The sequence below is a fragment of the Arthrobacter sp. V1I7 genome (genome assembly GCF_030817015.1).
Taxonomy (GTDB): Bacteria; Actinomycetota; Actinomycetes; order Actinomycetales; family Micrococcaceae; genus Arthrobacter.
Window position 1 is genome coordinate 333,870 of record NZ_JAUSYS010000001.1, and the last position, 17,574, is coordinate 351,443.

17 protein-coding genes are annotated in these 17,574 nt (G+C 63.6%); 6 read left to right on the forward strand and 11 right to left on the reverse strand.

Features of this window, described 5'->3' with window-relative positions:
* Positions 1 to 29 precede the first annotated feature (29 nt).
* A complete protein-coding gene (locus QFZ69_RS01530) occupies positions 30 to 236 on the forward strand; it encodes a hypothetical protein (protein WP_306914734.1) in 207 nt (68 codons plus the stop codon).
* 144 nt (positions 237 to 380) lie between these two features.
* Here the strand turns inward: QFZ69_RS01530 and QFZ69_RS01535 are convergent, their stop codons facing one another.
* A complete protein-coding gene (locus tag QFZ69_RS01535) occupies positions 381 to 914 on the reverse strand; it encodes a hypothetical protein (RefSeq protein WP_306915117.1) in 534 nt (177 codons plus the stop codon).
* 218 nt (positions 915 to 1,132) lie between these two features.
* The gene (locus QFZ69_RS01540) at positions 1,133 to 1,468 is read right to left on the reverse strand and encodes a hypothetical protein (RefSeq protein WP_306914738.1); all 336 of its coding nucleotides are present in this window, start codon (positions 1,466 to 1,468) and stop codon (positions 1,133 to 1,135) included.
* A gap of 82 nt (positions 1,469 to 1,550) precedes the next feature.
* On the opposite strand from QFZ69_RS01540, the gene QFZ69_RS01545 reads away from it, so the two are divergent.
* Positions 1,551 to 2,804, forward strand: a complete 1,254-nt coding sequence (locus tag QFZ69_RS01545; protein WP_306912892.1) for an IS701 family transposase — start codon at positions 1,551 to 1,553, stop codon at positions 2,802 to 2,804.
* Positions 2,805 to 2,903: 99 nt separating this feature from the next.
* On the opposite strand, the gene QFZ69_RS01550 is transcribed toward QFZ69_RS01545, so the two are convergent.
* Positions 2,904 to 3,995: an IS630 family transposase gene (locus tag QFZ69_RS01550; protein WP_306915118.1), complete on the reverse strand. Its 1,092-nt coding sequence runs from the start codon at positions 3,993 to 3,995 to the stop codon at positions 2,904 to 2,906.
* 188 nt (positions 3,996 to 4,183) lie between these two features.
* Positions 4,184 to 5,386, reverse strand: a complete 1,203-nt coding sequence (locus QFZ69_RS01555) for an IS110 family transposase (RefSeq protein WP_306914726.1) — start codon at positions 5,384 to 5,386, stop codon at positions 4,184 to 4,186.
* A gap of 257 nt (positions 5,387 to 5,643) precedes the next feature.
* On the opposite strand from QFZ69_RS01555, the gene QFZ69_RS01560 reads away from it, so the two are divergent.
* From QFZ69_RS01560 to QFZ69_RS01570, 3 genes are all read left to right on the forward strand, one after another.
* Entirely contained in the window at positions 5,644 to 5,808 is a 165-nt protein-coding gene (locus tag QFZ69_RS01560; protein WP_306914741.1) for a hypothetical protein, read from the forward strand.
* 565 nt (positions 5,809 to 6,373) lie between these two features.
* Positions 6,374 to 6,838 carry a plasmid pRiA4b ORF-3 family protein gene (locus tag QFZ69_RS01565; RefSeq protein WP_306915120.1) on the forward strand — a complete coding sequence of 155 codons (465 nt, stop codon included), beginning with the start codon at positions 6,374 to 6,376 and terminating at the stop codon, positions 6,836 to 6,838.
* A gap of 9 nt (positions 6,839 to 6,847) precedes the next feature.
* The gene (locus tag QFZ69_RS01570; RefSeq protein WP_306915122.1) at positions 6,848 to 7,303 is read left to right on the forward strand and encodes a nucleoside deaminase; all 456 of its coding nucleotides are present in this window, start codon (positions 6,848 to 6,850) and stop codon (positions 7,301 to 7,303) included.
* A 1,332-nt stretch (positions 7,304 to 8,635) separates the two neighbouring features.
* Here QFZ69_RS01570 and QFZ69_RS01575 read toward each other — a convergent pair.
* The 6 genes from QFZ69_RS01575 to QFZ69_RS01600 all read right to left on the reverse strand — a co-directional run bounded on the left by QFZ69_RS01575 (position 8,636) and on the right by QFZ69_RS01600 (position 14,690).
* Positions 8,636 to 9,112: a hypothetical protein gene (locus QFZ69_RS01575; RefSeq protein WP_306915124.1), complete on the reverse strand. Its 477-nt coding sequence runs from the start codon at positions 9,110 to 9,112 to the stop codon at positions 8,636 to 8,638.
* An 85-nt stretch (positions 9,113 to 9,197) separates the two neighbouring features.
* Positions 9,198 to 10,055: a cytochrome b/b6 domain-containing protein gene (locus tag QFZ69_RS01580; protein ID WP_306999870.1), complete on the reverse strand. Its 858-nt coding sequence runs from the start codon at positions 10,053 to 10,055 to the stop codon at positions 9,198 to 9,200.
* An 846-nt stretch (positions 10,056 to 10,901) separates the two neighbouring features.
* Positions 10,902 to 11,885 carry an electron transfer flavoprotein subunit alpha/FixB family protein gene (locus tag QFZ69_RS01585; protein WP_306915127.1) on the reverse strand — a complete coding sequence of 328 codons (984 nt, stop codon included), beginning with the start codon at positions 11,883 to 11,885 and terminating at the stop codon, positions 10,902 to 10,904.
* 11 nt (positions 11,886 to 11,896) lie between these two features.
* Entirely contained in the window at positions 11,897 to 12,673 is a 777-nt protein-coding gene (locus tag QFZ69_RS01590; RefSeq protein ID WP_306915129.1) for an electron transfer flavoprotein subunit beta/FixA family protein, read from the reverse strand.
* Between the two features lie 241 nt (positions 12,674 to 12,914).
* Positions 12,915 to 14,006, reverse strand: coding sequence for an IS630 family transposase (locus QFZ69_RS01595; protein WP_306912900.1), 1,092 nt, complete (start codon positions 14,004 to 14,006; stop codon positions 12,915 to 12,917).
* A gap of 264 nt (positions 14,007 to 14,270) precedes the next feature.
* Positions 14,271 to 14,690 carry an SRPBCC family protein gene (locus tag QFZ69_RS01600; protein WP_306915131.1) on the reverse strand — a complete coding sequence of 140 codons (420 nt, stop codon included), beginning with the start codon at positions 14,688 to 14,690 and terminating at the stop codon, positions 14,271 to 14,273.
* A 204-nt stretch (positions 14,691 to 14,894) separates the two neighbouring features.
* On the opposite strand from QFZ69_RS01600, the gene QFZ69_RS01605 reads away from it, so the two are divergent.
* Positions 14,895 to 16,046 carry a glycosyltransferase family 1 protein gene (locus tag QFZ69_RS01605; RefSeq protein WP_306915132.1) on the forward strand — a complete coding sequence of 384 codons (1,152 nt, stop codon included), beginning with the start codon at positions 14,895 to 14,897 and terminating at the stop codon, positions 16,044 to 16,046.
* 197 nt (positions 16,047 to 16,243) lie between these two features.
* On the opposite strand, the gene QFZ69_RS01610 is transcribed toward QFZ69_RS01605, so the two are convergent.
* Complete coding sequence (locus tag QFZ69_RS01610) at positions 16,244 to 17,362, reverse strand: type I restriction enzyme HsdR N-terminal domain-containing protein (protein WP_306915134.1); 1,119 nt, start codon at positions 17,360 to 17,362, stop codon at positions 16,244 to 16,246.
* Positions 17,363 to 17,574 lie beyond the last annotated feature (212 nt).

Here is a 17,574-nt window from a genome sequence, read left to right on the forward strand (position 1 = left end):
ACAGGTAAGTCGAATTTGGACGAGGTCCCGTGGATTTCAAAATTTCTTGCGGATCGAAGTTACGCTTGCTGATCGAGATCAAGAAAGCTCACAACGGAAAGTTCTGGCATGGGCTCCAAACTCAGTTACCCAGCTACCTTCAATCTGATGATTGCGACTATGGCTGGTATCTGGCGATCCGCTATCGGAGCAACCCCGCCTCTGAGGTTCGCATGAAAGACTTCCTGGTCGCGTGAAAAGTACCCCCCATCACGTAGGTAAGACCATTGAGTACACGGCGGTAGACGGACGGCGGAAAGACTCTGCATCCAAGCAAGAATAATCCCCGCGTGATCGGTCTTCGATTCATGGCGGCCTGACCGAACGTCGATAATGGAGATCTACTCGCGGAGGTATTGGCGGAGTCCGGGGATTGCGAAGTCGACTTTGCCATAGCCCGCGGACTCGATCAGGCCCGCAGCGATGAGCCTTTTCCGGTACTTGGAGACGACGTTGGGCTTGGCCTTGAGGATGGTGCCAATCTGGCTGGCCGCGGAGGGGCCGTCCTGAGCGGCCATGGCGTCCAGGAACTCGCGGTCTTTGTCAGAGATGTCCGACAGCGCCGACTCGACGACCACCAATGTGTTCCGTCTTTGGGCGGCGGTAATGGCACGCTGAACGCTGCTCTGATCCAGTTTCCATCCTGCCTTGTCGGCTTCGAGCCAGAGGCAGTAGCCGACCAGTTGGATCAGGAAGGGATACCCCTCGGTGGCCTCGGCTGATTCGTTGATGAGGTCGGGGGAGATGCTGATGCCTCCCTGGCTGAAGAGCTCGCTGTAGGATGCGGTGACTTCGGCGATGGCTGCTTCGTGGAGATTGATCCTGTCGGCGCGCCGCAGGAAGGTGGCGACGCCTTCGTTGAGGAGGTCGGACACGGCTGATGGCAGGCCGGCGAAGATCAGGCCGATGGGCAGCCCCTCGCGGATGGAGTGCTGGACGTCGGCGGCCAGCTGGGAGATCTCCGTCCTGTCGACGGCATGAATCTCGTCAATGGTGATGACCAGTCCTGTGCCTTGTGCGTCCAGCAGGCGCAGCAGGTCGTTCCCGGTCCGACGCCAGTCGGCCGCCCGTTCCGGGGGGGAGAGCTGAGTTGTCAGTCCGAACCCTGCAGCGGAAAAGGCTGTATTTTTCGGGCAGGAAGCCCGTCCCCGAGCTCCTCGACGAGCGCGAGCATGTCGTCGCCGACCCCGGCCAGGAACCCGGGTGTGGCTGTCCGGGAGATGACGGCCCAGCCGTGAGCCCGGGCGATCCCTTCGGCCGCGCTCAGCATGACTGTCTTGCCGATGCCTTTGGACCCCGTGATGATGGTCAGGAGGCCGGGCGCCCCGGAACCTTGCTGCAGGCCGTACTCGAACTCGTACAAAAGGCCGGCCCGCCCGACCAACGCAGGGGGTGTTGCTCCGGCCGTCGGCTTGAAGGGGTTCTGCACAGACCTCCTAGTAGTACTTTGTTAGGTCTTCGGTGAGGGGCTTTTAATCGCTGGCCTGAGCTGTTAATTTCGTTTCGTGGGCATGGAAGAGGCAGGACTGCGGGTCGAGCTGGAGGATTACGTCGGGCAGGTGTTCGCGTCGTTGGGCCGGAAGGACCAGCGGGCGAAGGGCCGGCTGTATCTGCAGGGGTTGATGCTGGAGGGGCGGCGCAAGTCGATGCAGCCGATGGCGGAGCGCCTGGATGTGGACCACCAGCAGCTGCAGCAGTTCGTTACGTCCTCGCCGTGGGAGGTGGAGCCGGTCCGCCGCCGCCTGGCAGCCCTGGCCGATGAGGCTATCGTGCCGGAGGCGTGGGTGATTGACGATACCGGGTTCAAGAAGGACGGGGCCGCCTCGGCGTGCGTGGCGCGCCAGTACTCGGGCACGCTGGGCAAGATCGGCAACTGCCAGGTTGCCTCCACCGTGCACATGGTCACCGACCATGCCTCGGCCCCGGTGAACTGGCGCCTGTTCGTGCCCGAGGCCTGGGATGACGCCTGTGCGGACACCAACGAGCACGCCGAAGCCGTCGCCGCCCGCCGGATCAAGGCGAAGATCCCCGAATACGTACGGCACCGGCCCAAGTGGGAACTCGCGCTGGAGATGATCGATGAACTCGCCCATTGGGGGCGCAGGTGCCCGGTCGCGGTTGCCGACGCCGGGTACGGGGACAACGCGCTGTTCCGGCTTGAGCTGACCCGGCGGTCCATTCCGTGGGTGATGGCGGTCAAGGCATCCACCAGCGCCTACCCGGCCAATGCCGTTCCCGAACTCGCCGAACGCTCCGGCCCCAGGGGCAGGCCCAGTGTGCCCCGCTACCGACAGGACCCGGCCAGCCTGGCCGAACTCGCGGTGGCCGCCGGAAGGGGACAACTACGCAGGATCACCTGGCGGCACGGCACCAAGAACACCGGCACCAACAGGACCGCGGCCATGAAATCCCGCTTCCTGGCCCTGCGCGTCAGACCTGCCAGCCGGCACATCGCCCCCGGCGAAGACGGATCGTTGCCCGAGGCCTGGCTGATCGCCGAATGGCCACCCGGCGCCAAGGAGCCCACCGACTACTGGCTCTCCGACCTGCCCGCCGACACACCAACCAGGACCTTGGTCAGGCTGGCGAAAATCCGGTGGCGCATTGAACACGACTACCGCGAACTGAAAACCGGCCTCGGCCTTTCCCACTTCGAAGGACGATCCTTCCCGGGCTTCCACCACCACGTCACCCTCGTGTCCGCAGCACACCTGTTCATCACCAAAAAACGCCTTGCCACCCCAAAAGCAGCAGGGGCAGCCTGAGCCTGTACGGGGTCCTCAAGGAACTCCAACGGATCCTCATCCGACAGCTCAGACGCTGCCCCTACTGCCAACACGCCCCACCAACCTAACAAAGTACTACTAGTGTCCTGCGCCTGAAATTCGCTTCAGAAGTCGCCCGAGGGATTCGAGGATCTGTTCCGCGGTCTTTGTCCAGGTGAAGGGTATGGGGTTGGTGTTCCATTCGCTGACCCATTTGCGGATGTCCGCTTCGAGGGCCTGGACGCTGCGGTGGTCACTGCGGCGCAGCAGGTCCTCGGTGACGAATCTGAAGAACCGCTCGACCTGGTTGAGCCAGGAGGAGTAGGTCGGGGTGAAATGCATGTGGAAACGCGGGTGATTCTCAAGCCATGTCTTCACGGTCGGGGTCTTGTGGGTCTGGTAGTTGTCGCAGATGAGATGGACGTCCAGGCCCTCGGGGACCTGGGTGTCGATCTTGGCCAGGAACTTCCTGAACTCGGCGGCCCGGTGCCTGCGGTGCAGGCTGGAGATCACTGACCCGTCCGCGGTGTTCAGGGCGGCGAACAGGGTGGTGGTCCCGTGCCGGACATAGTCGTGGGTCCGCTTCTCCGGCATGCCGGGCATCATGGGGAACGCAGGCTGGGACCGGGCCAGCGCCTGGACCTGGGACTTCTCGTCCACACTGAGCACGACCGCCGATTCCGGGGGATTCAGATAGAGACCGACCACGTCGTAGACCTTCTCGACGAACAAGGGATCGTTGGAGAGCTTGAAGCCGTCGGCGCGGTGGGGCTTGAGTTCGAAGGTCCGCCAGATCCGTCCGATCGTGGACTTCGAGAGCCCGGAGCGTTCGGCCATCTTCGCCCTCGACCAGTGCGTGGCGTTCGCCGGCGTGGATTCGAGCGTCGCAACGACCACGTCCTCGACCTGGTCGGCGGTGATCGAGGCCGGCCGTCCGGGCCTGGGATCGTCGACCAGTCCGTCCAGCCGGTGCTCCAGGAACCGGCGCCGCCACTTCGCCACAGTATGCGGCTCGACACCACACCGGGCTGCGACAGCCACGTTCGTCAGACCCTCGGCGCTGGCCAGCACGATCCTCGACCGTGTCGCCAACGCCTGGGATGAGTTCCGTCTCCGGGCCCACCGCTCCAGCGTCCCGCGTTCTTCAGCCGACAGATCCAGCAAGGCCTTCGGCCGCCCGACATTCGCCATATCCTGATTTTATAATTACGAAGCGAATTTCAGGCGCAGGACACTAGGGGAAAGTGGGTGAAACTAGGTGAATGTGGTGAAGTGGCACGGTACGGCAGCGGTGTCGTGCCGGGCAAGTCCGTGCGCCGGGAGTGCCGAAGGGTAAGGCGGTAGCATCGGGGGCATGACTGGGAATCTCAATGTTTCTGTCAAGCCGCCTGAGCGGTGATGCTTGGCAGTGGTTCCCGGTAGGTGCTGTGGTCGCGGAGCATGGCCCAGAGGACGTTGATTCGGCGTCGGGCGAGGGCGATGAGCGCCTGCTTGTGGGACTTTCCTTCGCGGCGTTTCCGGTCGTAGTAGATTCGTGAGGCCGGGCTGTTCTTCAGGCTGGAGAGGGCGGCGAGGTAACAGGTTCGGAGAAGCCTGCGATTGAAGCGACGCGGCCGGTGCAGATTCCCGCTGATTCGTCCTGAATCTCGTGGGACCGGTGCCAACCCGGCGACGCTGGCGAGCCGGTCGACCGAGTCAAAACCCTCCAGATTGCCGCCGATGTTCGCGAGAAAAGTTGCCGCGAGAACGGGGCCGAACCCTGGCATACTCAGCAGAACGTCGGCGCTCTCGTGCTTCCGGAAGATGTCCGTGATCTGGGCATCGACGCCGGCGATCTCTGCGTCGATTGTGCCTATTTGGTCGGCCAGCCGGGCGACCAGGGCTGAGCCCGTGGATTGGGCCGGCAGGACGGTGTGCTGGGAGTTCGCGGCCTCAAGGGCTTTCTCTGCCATGGCAGCGCTGTTACGGCATCTGCGTTTCTTGAGCCAGCTTGTGAGCCGGGTCAGTCCTATCCGCCGAATGCCTTCCGGCGTTTGATAGCCGCCCAGGAGGATCAGGGGCGCCTTCTTGGAGTAGTCGAATGCCCGCTCAAGTGCGGGGAAGTACTCCAGCAAAGTGGCCCGGAGCCGGTTGATCGCCCGGACCCGATCACACATCAGATCCGTGCGGCGGGCAGTAAGCAGCTGCAGGTCAACGCTGATCTGGTCCGCAGTGCGAACCGGTTGGAGGTCGGTGCGCATGCGTGCCTGGTCGGCGATGATCCGGGCGTCTTTGGCGTCAGTTTTGCCATCCCCGCGATAGGTTGCTGCGGCGTGATGCACGACCCGTCCGGGGATATAGAGCAGCCGCTGGGCGTGCGCGGCCAACAGCTCGATCATCAGCGCCGCGCCGCCGGCGTTCAGATCCGTGGCCCAGCAGACCTCGCCACCGGCGGCGATCTCCGCGACCTCGGCTATGAGCTCGAGGAGTACGCCTTCGTCGTTTTCAACCCGTTTCGAAAGCATTACCGTCCCGGATTGGTCGATAAGTACGCAATGATGTGTTCTCTTGCCTGAGTCGATTCCTGCCCACACCGCCGGCATGCCTTGTCCCTTCGATCAGCTCCGATTTTTCGTGGCCCTGTCGATAACTGCGCCGGCACGTCCTTACCCAACGATCAATGTCGTAATTCTCAATCAGCGGTCGAGTTATCGGCGGGCAGCGGGCGGCCATTCCCAGTGGGCCGTCCAAGCGGCAGGGAGATCTGTGCCATACCCGCCACCCGAGGGTGATCGAAACACTACGACAGCCCCGAAATCACCCACAACAACACCGTAAGGAAGAGAACTATGTCGAGTACGTGCTGCAGGTCGGGGAGGGGCTTACGGGCCTGACCCTGAAGCAGTTAGGTTTCGAACCGCGCCTGGACGATCTGACGGAGGATCAGCGGAGCCGCCTGGACGCTGATGACCTCGAATGGGCCGGCTCAATCACCCCGGAGCGGCGCGACAGGAGCCTGTTCTAGGCAAAGCTCCTGGCCGGCGCCCTGTGGGAGGCCTCCGCCGTCCTGATCGACCAGCTTTTCGAGGATCTCGACGGTTTGAGGGAACCTTGACCGGGTTCGCCAGGACATCGCCAACACCTTCGTCCTGTCCGCTCTGCCACCCCGGCACGCCGACAAATACGACGTCCGGTTCGCCCAACAGTTTCTCATCATAGCTGCGGACATGACCGGGGCGCTGGTCGGCGGCTGGACGCGTCCTTCCTGCGTCCCAGGAGCTGGCGCTCCGCTGCCTTTTTGACCAGGTCGAAGTCATACAGGACCTGTAAAACCTCGATCTTGCAGACAACTGGCGGGGCCTGCTTGAACAACACCTGCTCGAAGACACGGACAGCGAGTTGCGCTGCCAGAACGCCATGGACGGTTTCGAAGGCGACATCGAACTGAACATGCAACTGGGCCTTACCCCAATGAAAATCAGTACTGGTTCGAGCCCTTCAACGACGCCTCCCTCCCGCCCTACGTGCGCTGAAGCACGGGATAGCTCCCCGTTCTGAGTACGGTGGCGGACCCTGAAAGAATGGGCTGCATGGACAAACTTGAGGCCGGCAACCGGGTTCGCCCGGAGATCCTGGAGGTTCGCGTGGAACTGGTCCACAGCGAGCCTGACATATGGCGTCAGTTCAAGATCCGTGGCTCCATGGCACTGGATCAGGTACACCAGGTCCTGCAGGCCGCCTTTGGCTGGGAGGACGCGCACCTGCACAGGTTCACATCAGATGATGCGTTCGGGCCGCTGCGGCCGGTTGATGGAGAGGTTCCGGAAGACCTGCAGTGGCTTCCCGGGCAGGAGTGCGAAGAACCGGCGGACAGGCCTGAGGAGGATTGTTCCCTTGATCAGCTGCTCGCGCTGGGTTCAGGTGCGGCGTTCTACGAGTACGACTTTGGTGACAGCTGGCTTCACCGGCTCGAGCTGGTTTCCCGCCGGCCCGCGGACGAAGACACTCCGCCGGCCCGATTGATCGACGGCGCCAGGCGCGGCGCGCCAATTTAGACTGCATCCATGACCGAAACTGAACGAACCACCACGGACCCGGTTTTCGAAGCTGCCTACGAAGCCGCACAAAAGAGTCTCCGAGAGGGCGGCATCCCGATCGGCGCTGCCTTGGCCCGCGGCGGGGAAGTGATTGCCAGCGGCCACAACGAGCGTGTCCAGCATGGTGATCCAATCGCCCACGGCGAGATGTCTGCGCTGCGGGCTGCCGGACGCCAGAAGAGCTACCGGGACACGACCCTCTACACCACCCTGGCGCCGTGTGCGATGTGTACCGGTACCATCATCCAGTTCAAGATTCCGCGCGTGGTGGTGGGCGAGGCCGAGACGTTCCCCGGCGAATTCGATCTTCTGCGCTCCCGTGGCGTCGAAGTAGTGGTGTTGAATGATGCCCGATGCGTCGAGATGATGCGCACCTTCCAGGCCGAACACCCTGAACTGTGGGCGGAGGACATCGCCGAGTAATCAACGGCACAAAGAAGCAACGGTGAAATGGGTCACGACCATGCCAAAGCCATCGTGTGCCGCGAAATCATGCGCCTGTCGCCTGGGGGTCCAGTGCCGCAGGCGTTCTTCTCCCTCGTTTGCCACCTGCCACGCATACTTTCCAGCCGCTGCTCCGGTCTGTAGGTAGGAGAAGTTGCTCTGGTTCTCCTCTGAGGTTTGTCCCGTCTCAGTAAAGTTGGCAACGGCGACGTGGGGTTCTGCCAAGTTGACTGAGACAGATCCTGTCGCCGGCGTCTCATTTGAATTGGCAATTCCGTATGCATCTCGGCGGCCGCGAGGTGCGACTGGTCAGGTAGCGCAAGGCCAGTCCGCCAGTCGCGTTGCCAAGTGGTGGTGAGACAGAGCTTGGCCGGTCGTACATGGCCATGTCTATTGAGATTCTTGCCAACATAACTGAGATCGGACAAGGTTCCAGCCGAAATAATAGTTGACTATTGCTTTGGTTTACGTAACGCCGGATATCGGCCGTTGCAGAGTTTCTTGGATGTTTGCTCTGATCGAGGCGGTTGCCCTGATTAGCAATCTCTATCAGACCGGCACCGCAGAACTGCTACCGCCGCCACCAGATCCGGCGCCGGAGCCAACCCTGCGGCCACCGAACCCATGCCTCAAACCTCGCCGAAAAACGCGGCACACCGACACCCCGCTACGTCCTCGCGGGCTCCAACCGAAACCAAATACGCCCGCGACGCATCACGCTGCGGCGCCAGGGACTCGTAGCTCGGACTTGCCACTTCGGGGTGTTCGGCGGTCATCCGGAGCCGGCCGCGCGTGACCGCGAGGTCCGGCAGACCAGCAACCCCCATCCTTGCGTCAGACGGCGGCTGGTCAGCGCTGTAGATCTGCGGCATCCAGCCCAAGCGGACGACGGCGGGAAGCCCCGCCGTCGTCCGCTTATCCTGCCGCCGGTGGCTCAGGTGTGTCAGTTTAGCGAAAGAACCCGTAGAGGGGGATTGCGGTTGGGAATCCGGCTCGCGGCCGAACGCCTCGGCCCGCTGATGCAGACAACCGTCGTCCCCCGCCCGCCACCGCCGCGCAGTTCGCCGCCTCCTTCACCTTCCTGCTCAGCGACGACGGCACCAATATCAGCGCGGCCATCCTCACCGCCGCCGGCCGCTATGTCTCTCCCGTTGGCTCAGGGTATTTCTGGCACGCCCTTCAGTATCGTAGTTCTGGCGTAGCCTCCTCGACGAGGGAGCTGGCAATTTCACAAATCACCTGCCCAGATCACTGCAGCGACATGCCCGCAGGTCGAGTCCTCGATGCCAGCAGCCTGGGCACTCCCCTTAGTTACCCTTCGACAGCCCTGCCCGTTGATATTCCGCTCAGCGTGTCGATGTAGTCGAGCGCTTTGGGACTGACATGCCGCACGGTCCCAAGAGCCTCCCGGAGAACGGCTCTATTGGCTTTGTCCCCAAGCGCTTCCCGGAGTTCCATTACCGTCTCGATGCCCTGACTCTCGAGCACACCCGTCATGTCCTCTACCTGAGCGAGACGGCCAGGCGACGGCCAACTGATAACTTCGGAAAGCGTCCCCGTATCGAGGCGCCGCCGGAATCCACTGGTCGTGGCGGCATCCGGCCATGCCTCGACCAGAGCGACAACTCGTGGCCTGACCGTCGCGTAGTAGTTCTGTCGTCGCTGCAAGGTGGCATCGACGATGATGGCCCCGATGTGGTCCCAACTACGGCTGACTTCAGTCGAGGCGTCTATGCCGGTTGAATCTATTGGCGCCGGGAGGTCGGCAGCATCATTATCGATAGTCATAAGTGAATACTTCCATGTGTCAGCGGTGAGCGTGCGGCTGCGGCAAATCCGACGTCGGAGGCTATCCCGGTGCAGGCGGTGAAGCCTAGCGGCTGCTCACCTGACCGAACAGCTTCGCGATTGGTGCGAGCACGAGCGGGCGGGCGGCGTACCACCCGGCCACCGTGACGGCGATTGCGGCCGCGAAGAGCCAGAACCCGACCCAGTTCACCACGTCCGTGCCGCCGAACATGTGGTTCAGGTTGCGCAGCGCACCGGTCGAGAACACCAGGAACACGTGGATGAGAATGAACAGCACGAAAAACAGCATCGTCGGGAAGTGAAGCGCACGCGCAGCCTCCACCGGGTAGATCCTGTTCAGCGTCTTCGCGTTTTTCGGCCAGAACTCGCTGAGGCGCACACCCGTGACCGCCGCGAGCGGGGCCGCGATGAACACCACGAGGAAGTACATGAGCTGCTGCAGGCTGTTGTAGTTCACCCACCCGTTCTCGACGGGCCAGTCGAGTGTCATGTACTGCAGGAGCGCGGAGAGCGCGTTCGGGAACGCCTCCCAGCTGGTCGGTACGATTCGCATCCAGCGGCCGGAGGCGAACAGCAGCACCGCAAAGATGAGTCCGTTGACCAGCCATAAAAGGTCGAGCGACTGGTGCAGCCACAGGTTGATGCTGATTTTCTTGCCACCGCGCTTCGGCGTCCAGAACGCGGGCGGCTTCTGCTGGGTGCGCACCTGATAGCCGGAGCGAATGATGAGCACCATCAGGAAGATGTTCAGGAAGTGTGTCCACTGCGCCCACCACGGGAAGCCGGGCTCGGCGGTCGGGGGCAGGTGATAGGCGCCGGGGTATCTCTCGAGGAACTCCGGCGCACCCGGCAGCGTGGTGACACCGCGTGCGGCGAGCACCAGAATCCCGGCGGCAGCCACGGCGCCGACGGCGAGGAGCATGACGCGCTTGATCCACTGGCCCAGGGTGCGCGAACCGTAGAGCCTCGCCTCGGCCTTTGGACTCGCGGGCTTTTCGGGCGGCGGCCGGCTTTTCGGCGGCGGACGTTTCGACGACGGCGGCGGGTGCCACCGGCGCTGTGGCGGTTGGGACCGCGGGTGCGCTCTCGGTCACCGACGGAGCCGCCGCCTCTGCAACGGTCTCCACGGCGCTGGGCGCATGGGCCTGCCCGCTGCTGGCCGGCGCAGAGGCGTGCGCCAGGCGCGCGGGTTCTGCCTGCACCGCCGGGGAGGCAGCGACCACCGGGGCAAGTCCAGCTGGCGGCCACGGTTCACCACCGGGGACGCGGGGAAGCCCGCGACGAAGCGGTGTGGTTCCCACCGTCAAGGTGGCGGGTGCGGTGGCCGGAGCAGCTGCAGGCGACGTCGCTGCCGGCACTGCTTTCTCAGCAGCATCGGCGGCCGGCGCGGGCATGGCGCCTGCGGCGGGAGCCTCGGACAGAGCAGGCACTGATACCGAGACCTCGCCTGCTGGCGGCCAGGGCTCGCCGCCCGGCACGCGCGGCAGGCCACGGCGAAGCTGCCGCGCCACCGCGGCGCCTGCGTACACTGCAGGGGCCGGACCAGAGGATGCCGCTCCCGGTGCCGTTTCCCGGGCAGCAGCGAGTACGGAGGGCGCGGCGGCCGCTGGACCCGAGGTGACCGATCCCTCTCCGGAAACAGACGCCGTCGGAGTTGCCACTCCTGCCGTGGCAATGCGTGCGGGCGCCTCGCCTGCTGCTGGCCAGGGGTCACCGCCTTCGACGCGCGGCAGGCCCCGCCGAATGGACCGAGACTGAGTTGCCATCGCTACTTCTTCCGAGCCTCAAGAGCGCTAATCAGCTGGGGCACAACCTTGAAAATGTCGCCAACCACACCGAAGTCGGCGATCTCGAAGATCGGCGCGTCCCCATCCTTGTTGATGGCGACGATCGTCTTCGCGGTCTGCATGCCAGCCCGGTGCTGAATCGCGCCGGAAATGCCCAACGCGATATACAACTGTGATGACACGGAAGCCCCCGTCTGGCCGACCTGATACGACTGCGGGATGTAGCCCGCATCCACCGCGGCACGCGAAGCACCGACGGCAGCACCGAGTGCATCGGCGAGCTGTTCAACGAGGGCGAACTGTTCCTCCGACCCGAGGCCGCGGCCACCCGCGACAACCTTCGCGGCACCACGCAGCTCCGGCCGCGAGGTGGCGGCAACCACTTCCTCGAACGAGTCGATCCGCGCGGCCGGCTTCCCGGAGCGCGGCACTGCCAGGGTCTCCGACGCCTGCGGCTGAGCCATGGCACGCGCCTCGATGGAGCCCTGGCGAACCGTAATCACCGGCGCCCCAAACGTGGACGTTGACGTCACATCGTAGGCACCGCCGTAAACGGAGTGGTGCGCCACGACACCCTCGTCATCACGTGACACTCCGATCGCGTCGGCAGAAATCGCTGCACGCGACCGAGCAGCGTAGCGGCCGGCGAGGTCGCGCCCATTCAGGGAATGCGAAATCAAGATCGCGTCTGGCTGCACCCGCTCCACAGCGGCGGCAAGCGCGTCAACGCTCGGCACGCCGAGCACGGACGGATCCGGAGTCTCTGCGACCAGCACGCGCGCGGCACCAAGGGCCGCGGCCTCCGCGGCGGCGGCGCTCCCGGCGCCGGGTGAGGCAAGCACCAATGCAATCGGGGTGCCAACTGCAGCGGCAGCGCCGAAGAGCCCGGCCGCAGCCTTCTCGAGTTCACCGGAAGCCCGGGGTTCCACGACGACGAGGATTGCGTCACGAGGGAATTCAGTCACGTCGATTCTCCTTACGCCAGTCGGTTTTCTACAAGGAAGTCAGCGAGCTTCTCGCCGGCATCACCCTCGTCAATGATCTTTACGCCCGCCGCACGCGGGGGCTTCTCTGCAACGGTCAGCATGATCGAACGGGCTGCATCCGGGTTGTCGGCCGTGATCCCGAGGTCTGCGAGGCTAAGCACCTCAAGGGGTTTCTTCTTCGCGGCCATGATCCCTTTGAAGTTTGGGAAGCGCGGCCCGGGAAGCGCCTCGGTAATGGAAATCACCGCGGGGAGGTTCGCTGATACCTTCTGCACGCCGGATTCAACGGGCCTAGAGCCAGACACCGCGCCGTCGCTGATCTCTACGGAGCTCAGGCCGGTAGCAAGCGGCACGTCAAGCAATTCTGCGAGCATCGCGGGAATCATGCCGCCGGATCCGTCAGTGGAGACGTTGCCAGTGATCACAAGGTCAAACTCAACCCGACGGATTGCTGCTGCGAGGGTTTCAGCGGTAAGTCCAAGATCCGCGCCCCGCAGCGCCTCGTCAGAGATGTGGGTGGCGCTCCCCGCACCCATCGCAAGGCACTTGCGTATCGTTGCCGTCGCACCCTTGGGAGCGAGGGAGAGGACTGCGACCTCAGTGCCTTCGTTCGCGTCGGCGTACGTCAGTGCCAGCTCCAAGGCCCGCTCACCGATCTCATCAATGACCGTCTCGCTGGCTTCTCGGTCGGCGAGGCCTGTTTCAAGGTTCAGTTTTCGGTCCCCGTACGTGTCGGGGACCTCCTTTACTAGGACGATAATCTTCATCGATGGCTCTTCCTGTGGCGGGCTTGTCTCTCTAGAGGAGACATGTCGAAGCTCCATTGAGTCTACGAAAGTGGGGACCTTCCTGGCGGACAGGGCCCGTGTCGTTAATTGAAGTACCAGTCTTCGCCCGTGGCGGTGATGACGCCGGCGGGATCAGAGCCATGACGTTCGAGTCGTGCGAAGGTCAGACCGGAGCAGGCCGGGAGAGGGTGTCAGAGCTGTTGTGTAAGGAACGCAGTCTCTAGTGTCCTGCGCCTGAAATTCGCTTCAGAAGTCGCCCGAGGGATTCGAGGATCTGTTCCGCGGTCTTTGTCCAGGTGAAGGGTATGGGGTTGGTGTTCCATTCGCTGACCCATTTGCGGATGTCCGCTTCGAGGGCCTGGACGCTGCGGTGGTCACTGCGGCGCAGCAGGTCCTCGGTGACGAATCCGAAGAACCGCTCGACCTGGTTGAGCCAGGAGGAGTAGGTCGGGGTGAAATGCATGTGGAAACGCGGGTGATTCTCAAGCCATGTCTTCACGGTCGGGGTCTTGTGGGTCTGGTAGTTGTCGCAGATGAGATGGACGTCCAGGCCCTCGGGGACCTGGGTGTCGATCTTGGCCAGGAACTTCCTGAACTCGGCGGCCCGGTGCCTGCGGTGCAGGCTGGAGATCACTGACCCGTCCGCGGTGTTCAGGGCGGCGAACAGGGTGGTGGTCCCGTGCCGGACATAGTCGTGGGTCCGCTTCTCCGGCATGCCGGGCATCATGGGGAACGCAGGCTGGGACCGGGCCAGCGCCTGGACCTGGGACTTCTCGTCCACACTGAGCACGACCGCCGATTCCGGGGGATTCAGATAGAGACCGACCACGTCGTAGACCTTCTCGACGAACAAGGGATCGTTGGAGAGCTTGAAGCCGTCGGCGCGGTGGGGCTTGAGTTCGAAGGTCCGCCAGATCCGTCCGATCGTGGACTTCGAGAGCCCGGAGCGTTCGGCCATCTTCGCCCTCGACCAGTGCGTGGCATTCGCCGGCGTGGATTCGAGCGTCGCAACGACCACGTCCTCGACCTGGTCGGCGGTGATCGAGGCCGGCCGTCCGGGCCTGGGATCGTCGACCAGTCCGTCCAGCCGGTGCTCCAGGAACCGGCGCCGCCACTTCGCCACAGTATGCGGCTCGACACCGCACCGGGCTGCGACAGCCACGTTCGTCAGACCCTCGGCGCTGGCCAGCACGATCCTCGACCGTGTCGCCAACGCCTGGGATGAGTTCCGTCTCCGGGCCCACCGCTCCAGCGTCCCGCGTTCTTCAGCCGACAGATCCAGCAAGGCCTTCGGCCGCCCGACATTCGCCATATCCTGATTTTATAATTACGAAGCGAATTTCAGGCGCAGGACACTAGATCGCTGCCGCCGGCGAAATGGAGTCGTTCAAGGCCTCCGGTGCTTTCGATGAGTTGATGGAGCAGATCGGCGCACCACGTAAACGCACTTTGTGCCGTGCTGCCTTCGGGATGTCGGCCGGATCCTGCCTACACGCCGGACGCTCCATACCCAAATCTTTTGACGGTAGCTGCGGGCCGCTCGGGCCCTCGGCGAATGCCCGTAGTCTGTGGAAGGTTAGCCGAGGAGTTCGGCGCGCTGCTTGACGGCGCCCACGAAGTCACTGAGGTCCTTTTCTGTGGTGCGGAAGGGGGACGGGATGATGTCGCGCAGCGGGCCTTTGCTCTCGTCCCTGACGAGCAACAGTGTCATTCCGGCCCGGGACGTCAGCACAAAGGTGCGTACGGTGATGCCCAGTCGCGGCTGCACGACTCTCTTCCAAGTCATGAGCTCGCCCGGGATCTGTTGGACGCGAAGGCGGAAGCGTTTGTTGCCACCGTGTCGGGTGCGGATCTTGATGGTTCCTCCGTTGCGGATTTCGCCCGAAACGGTTGTGATGCCGGAGTTCCAGACGGCGAGGTTCCCGGCATCGGTGATGATGTCCCAGACGGTGGAGCTTCGGGCGTTGATGAGATGCTGCGCCTCGGTGGGTGCCATACGCGACAGGGTACATTGCGACAGTGAACATCAGGGGCGGGGACTTCTGCTGTTTGCTGGAATTCGGGACATGCGTCCGCGGGGCAAGGTGGAGGCGCTCCCGCGACGAGAGGACCAGCCCCACTTCGCGCCGTTCATGGATTCTTCCCCTGCCGGTCATGCGCGCACCACCGGACGGACAGCAGGTCCGGGCACCGTGGAGGCGTGAGGATCGCAATCGTGGCCGAATCATTCCTGCCGCTCATGAACGGGGTAACGCACTCCATCCTGCGCGTGCTGGAGCATCTTCAGGGCCGTGGAGACGAAGTGCTGGTGATCGCCCCGTCCGCGCAGGACGCTGACGTTCCTCCAGAGGTCTGCGGGGCCTTCGTCCACCGCCTGCCGTCGGTTCCGCTGTCAGGGTATGAGAATGTGCGAGTGGCGTTGGGCGGTGTGTCTCGGGTCAAGCGAATCCTTGCCGACTTCGCACCGGACGTGGTCCACTTAGCGTCCCCCTTCGTGCTTGGCTGGCGTGCGGCGCAGGCCGCGCACCAGCTCGGCATCCCCAGCGTGGCCATCTATCAAACCGAGGTCCCCAGCTACGCGGCGCGCTACGGGGTACCCTTCCTGGAGAGCTGGGCGTGGAACCGGGTGGAGCAGATCCATCTATTGGCCGCCCGCACCCTGGTCCCCTCAACCTTTGCGCTGGACCAGCTCCACGGCCGTGGCATTCCGCGGGTGGAAATGTGGCGCCGCGGCGTGGACTCCGAGCTCTTCCGTCCGGAAAAACGCGACGGCGCGTGGCGGGCTTCCGTGGCCCCGGGCGGGGAACGCATCATAGGCTTCGTGGGCCGGCTCGCCGTCGAGAAGCAAGTGGAAGACCTCGCGGTGCTTGCCGATATTCCGCGGACCCGGCTGGTGATCGTGGGCGACGGACCGCAGCGGCAGGCGCTCCAGGCAGCTCTGCCGACGGCGGTTTTCACCGGTTTCCTCGGCGGCGAGGAGTTGGCACGCGCCGTGGCGTCCTTCGACCTCTTCGTGCACCCCGGCGAGCTGGAGACGTTCTGCCAGACCATCCAGGAGGCCATGGCCTCGGGTGTCCCGGTCGTCGCCACAGGACGCGGCGGCCCGCTGGACCTCGTGGAGAACTCCCGCACCGGCTGGCTGTACCAGCCGGGCGACCTCGCCGGTCTGCGCGCCCGGGTAACGGACCTGACAGGCGACGACACTAAACGCCGGGCCTTCGCCGCGGCAGCCCACGCCTCGGTCCAGGGCCGGACCTGGTCTGTTCTGGGGGACGAACTCGTCCGGCACTACAAGGCGGTGCTCCACACCGACGCCGCCACCGGGCAGATCCCGGCCTCTCTGGTTACATAGCGCTACATCGACGTGCACCCGGCCTCGCCTATGAAACAACGACGCCGCCAAGAAAATACGTCGTTGCCCCGGACCCTGGCGGCGCCTCGCTTTTCGTCGGTGCGTCACCCCGCTTTTGCATACGCGCCTGCAGTAATTGTCCGTGACGACAGCAGAACTGAGCCGGAAAAACCGTCCGCTGAATACCCGCGGATACACTACTTGTTCCGAAGCTTAGGGTCAACGATCTCCGTCCGGATCACTGCCGCCAGCGTCTGGACCGTTGTGGTGATCCCGGTATTCCGCTTGATTTCCTTGCGGATCGTTTCCAGCACCGTGTCGGACAGAATGACGTCCAGCAGCGCATCCGGCGACGTTGCCGCGCGGTGCTTCCACAGCTCGTCGATCCGACGGCGCTTGAGCGCCTCCCGGTGCAGGAAGAACATTTTGTCGGCTTTTGCCTCCAGCGATTCAGGGCCGAGGAGGTCAACCTCGAAGGCGAGATTTACAATCACGGGGAGTCCGCCGGTCAGGTGGTACGCCTGCCAGACCTGGCCGTTGGTGAGGATCATCCACTCCACACCCTCGTTGACCGCATACATCTGGACTTGACGAAGGTGGCGCTCATTCAGTTTCTGGCTCACCCGTTTGACCTCTATGAATGCAACCAGCTGCTTGTCAATTCTGACGCCGTAGTCCGCGAAATCCTGTTTGACCATGTATTCGGTGCTCAGGTCGCGGAATTTGTCATAGCCCAAACCCTCGCAGAGCATGTCCGTAATCAAGAGCCGGGTGTCGCCCTCATTGGCGTCACGCGTGAGGAGATCGTGGAGTGGTCTTGTGAATCTCTGCACGGCACCTTTAACCTGCTCATGGGCCTCGGACTCCCACTTCGGCCCCTTGGCAATGGGGGTCGTGGGTTTGATCTCCGCGATGACTGTGACGGCTTCGGCGGCGTGGCTGCTGCCGTGTTCCGTGTCCGGGGAAAGGACCGTCACGAGGCTCACTTCCATCGCCGCCGGCGCCGGCGCGTCGGCTGAATTTTCGTCGGCTGGAACGACTTGGAGAGCGTGGGCCGCACCCGCGGGACGCGACAATTCGTCGGGGAGCTGGACATGTGGGTCCACGACACCAAAAGCTGCCTGTTTCAACAGCCACTGGATTGTCGGCAACCAAGGCTGGACGGCCTCCCTGCTTACTCCCGGGGCCTCGCCGGTCCTCGCCGCGGAGATGGCCTCCAGATCGGCAATGCGCGGGACAAGGTGACCCTGCCCAGCTGCCTCAGTCGCCCAATGGGACAGCACCTGCAGACGTGCCTGATACTTGATGTCTGTCATTTTTCCCCCATTTGTATTCAATCCTTACTTGGACATTGACTTCGGGTGAATGACTTCCAGCAAGAGCCGTCCTTTGCGTCTGAGATTCGGCAATTAGACGAGACCATACACTGCCACCTTGTCCGGCTCCGCCCGCGCCACGACTCCAATTCGAAGCTCAAGGAGACGCACGCGAAGTGTTCTTGAAAGCATTTGGCTGGTCGCCTGTTATT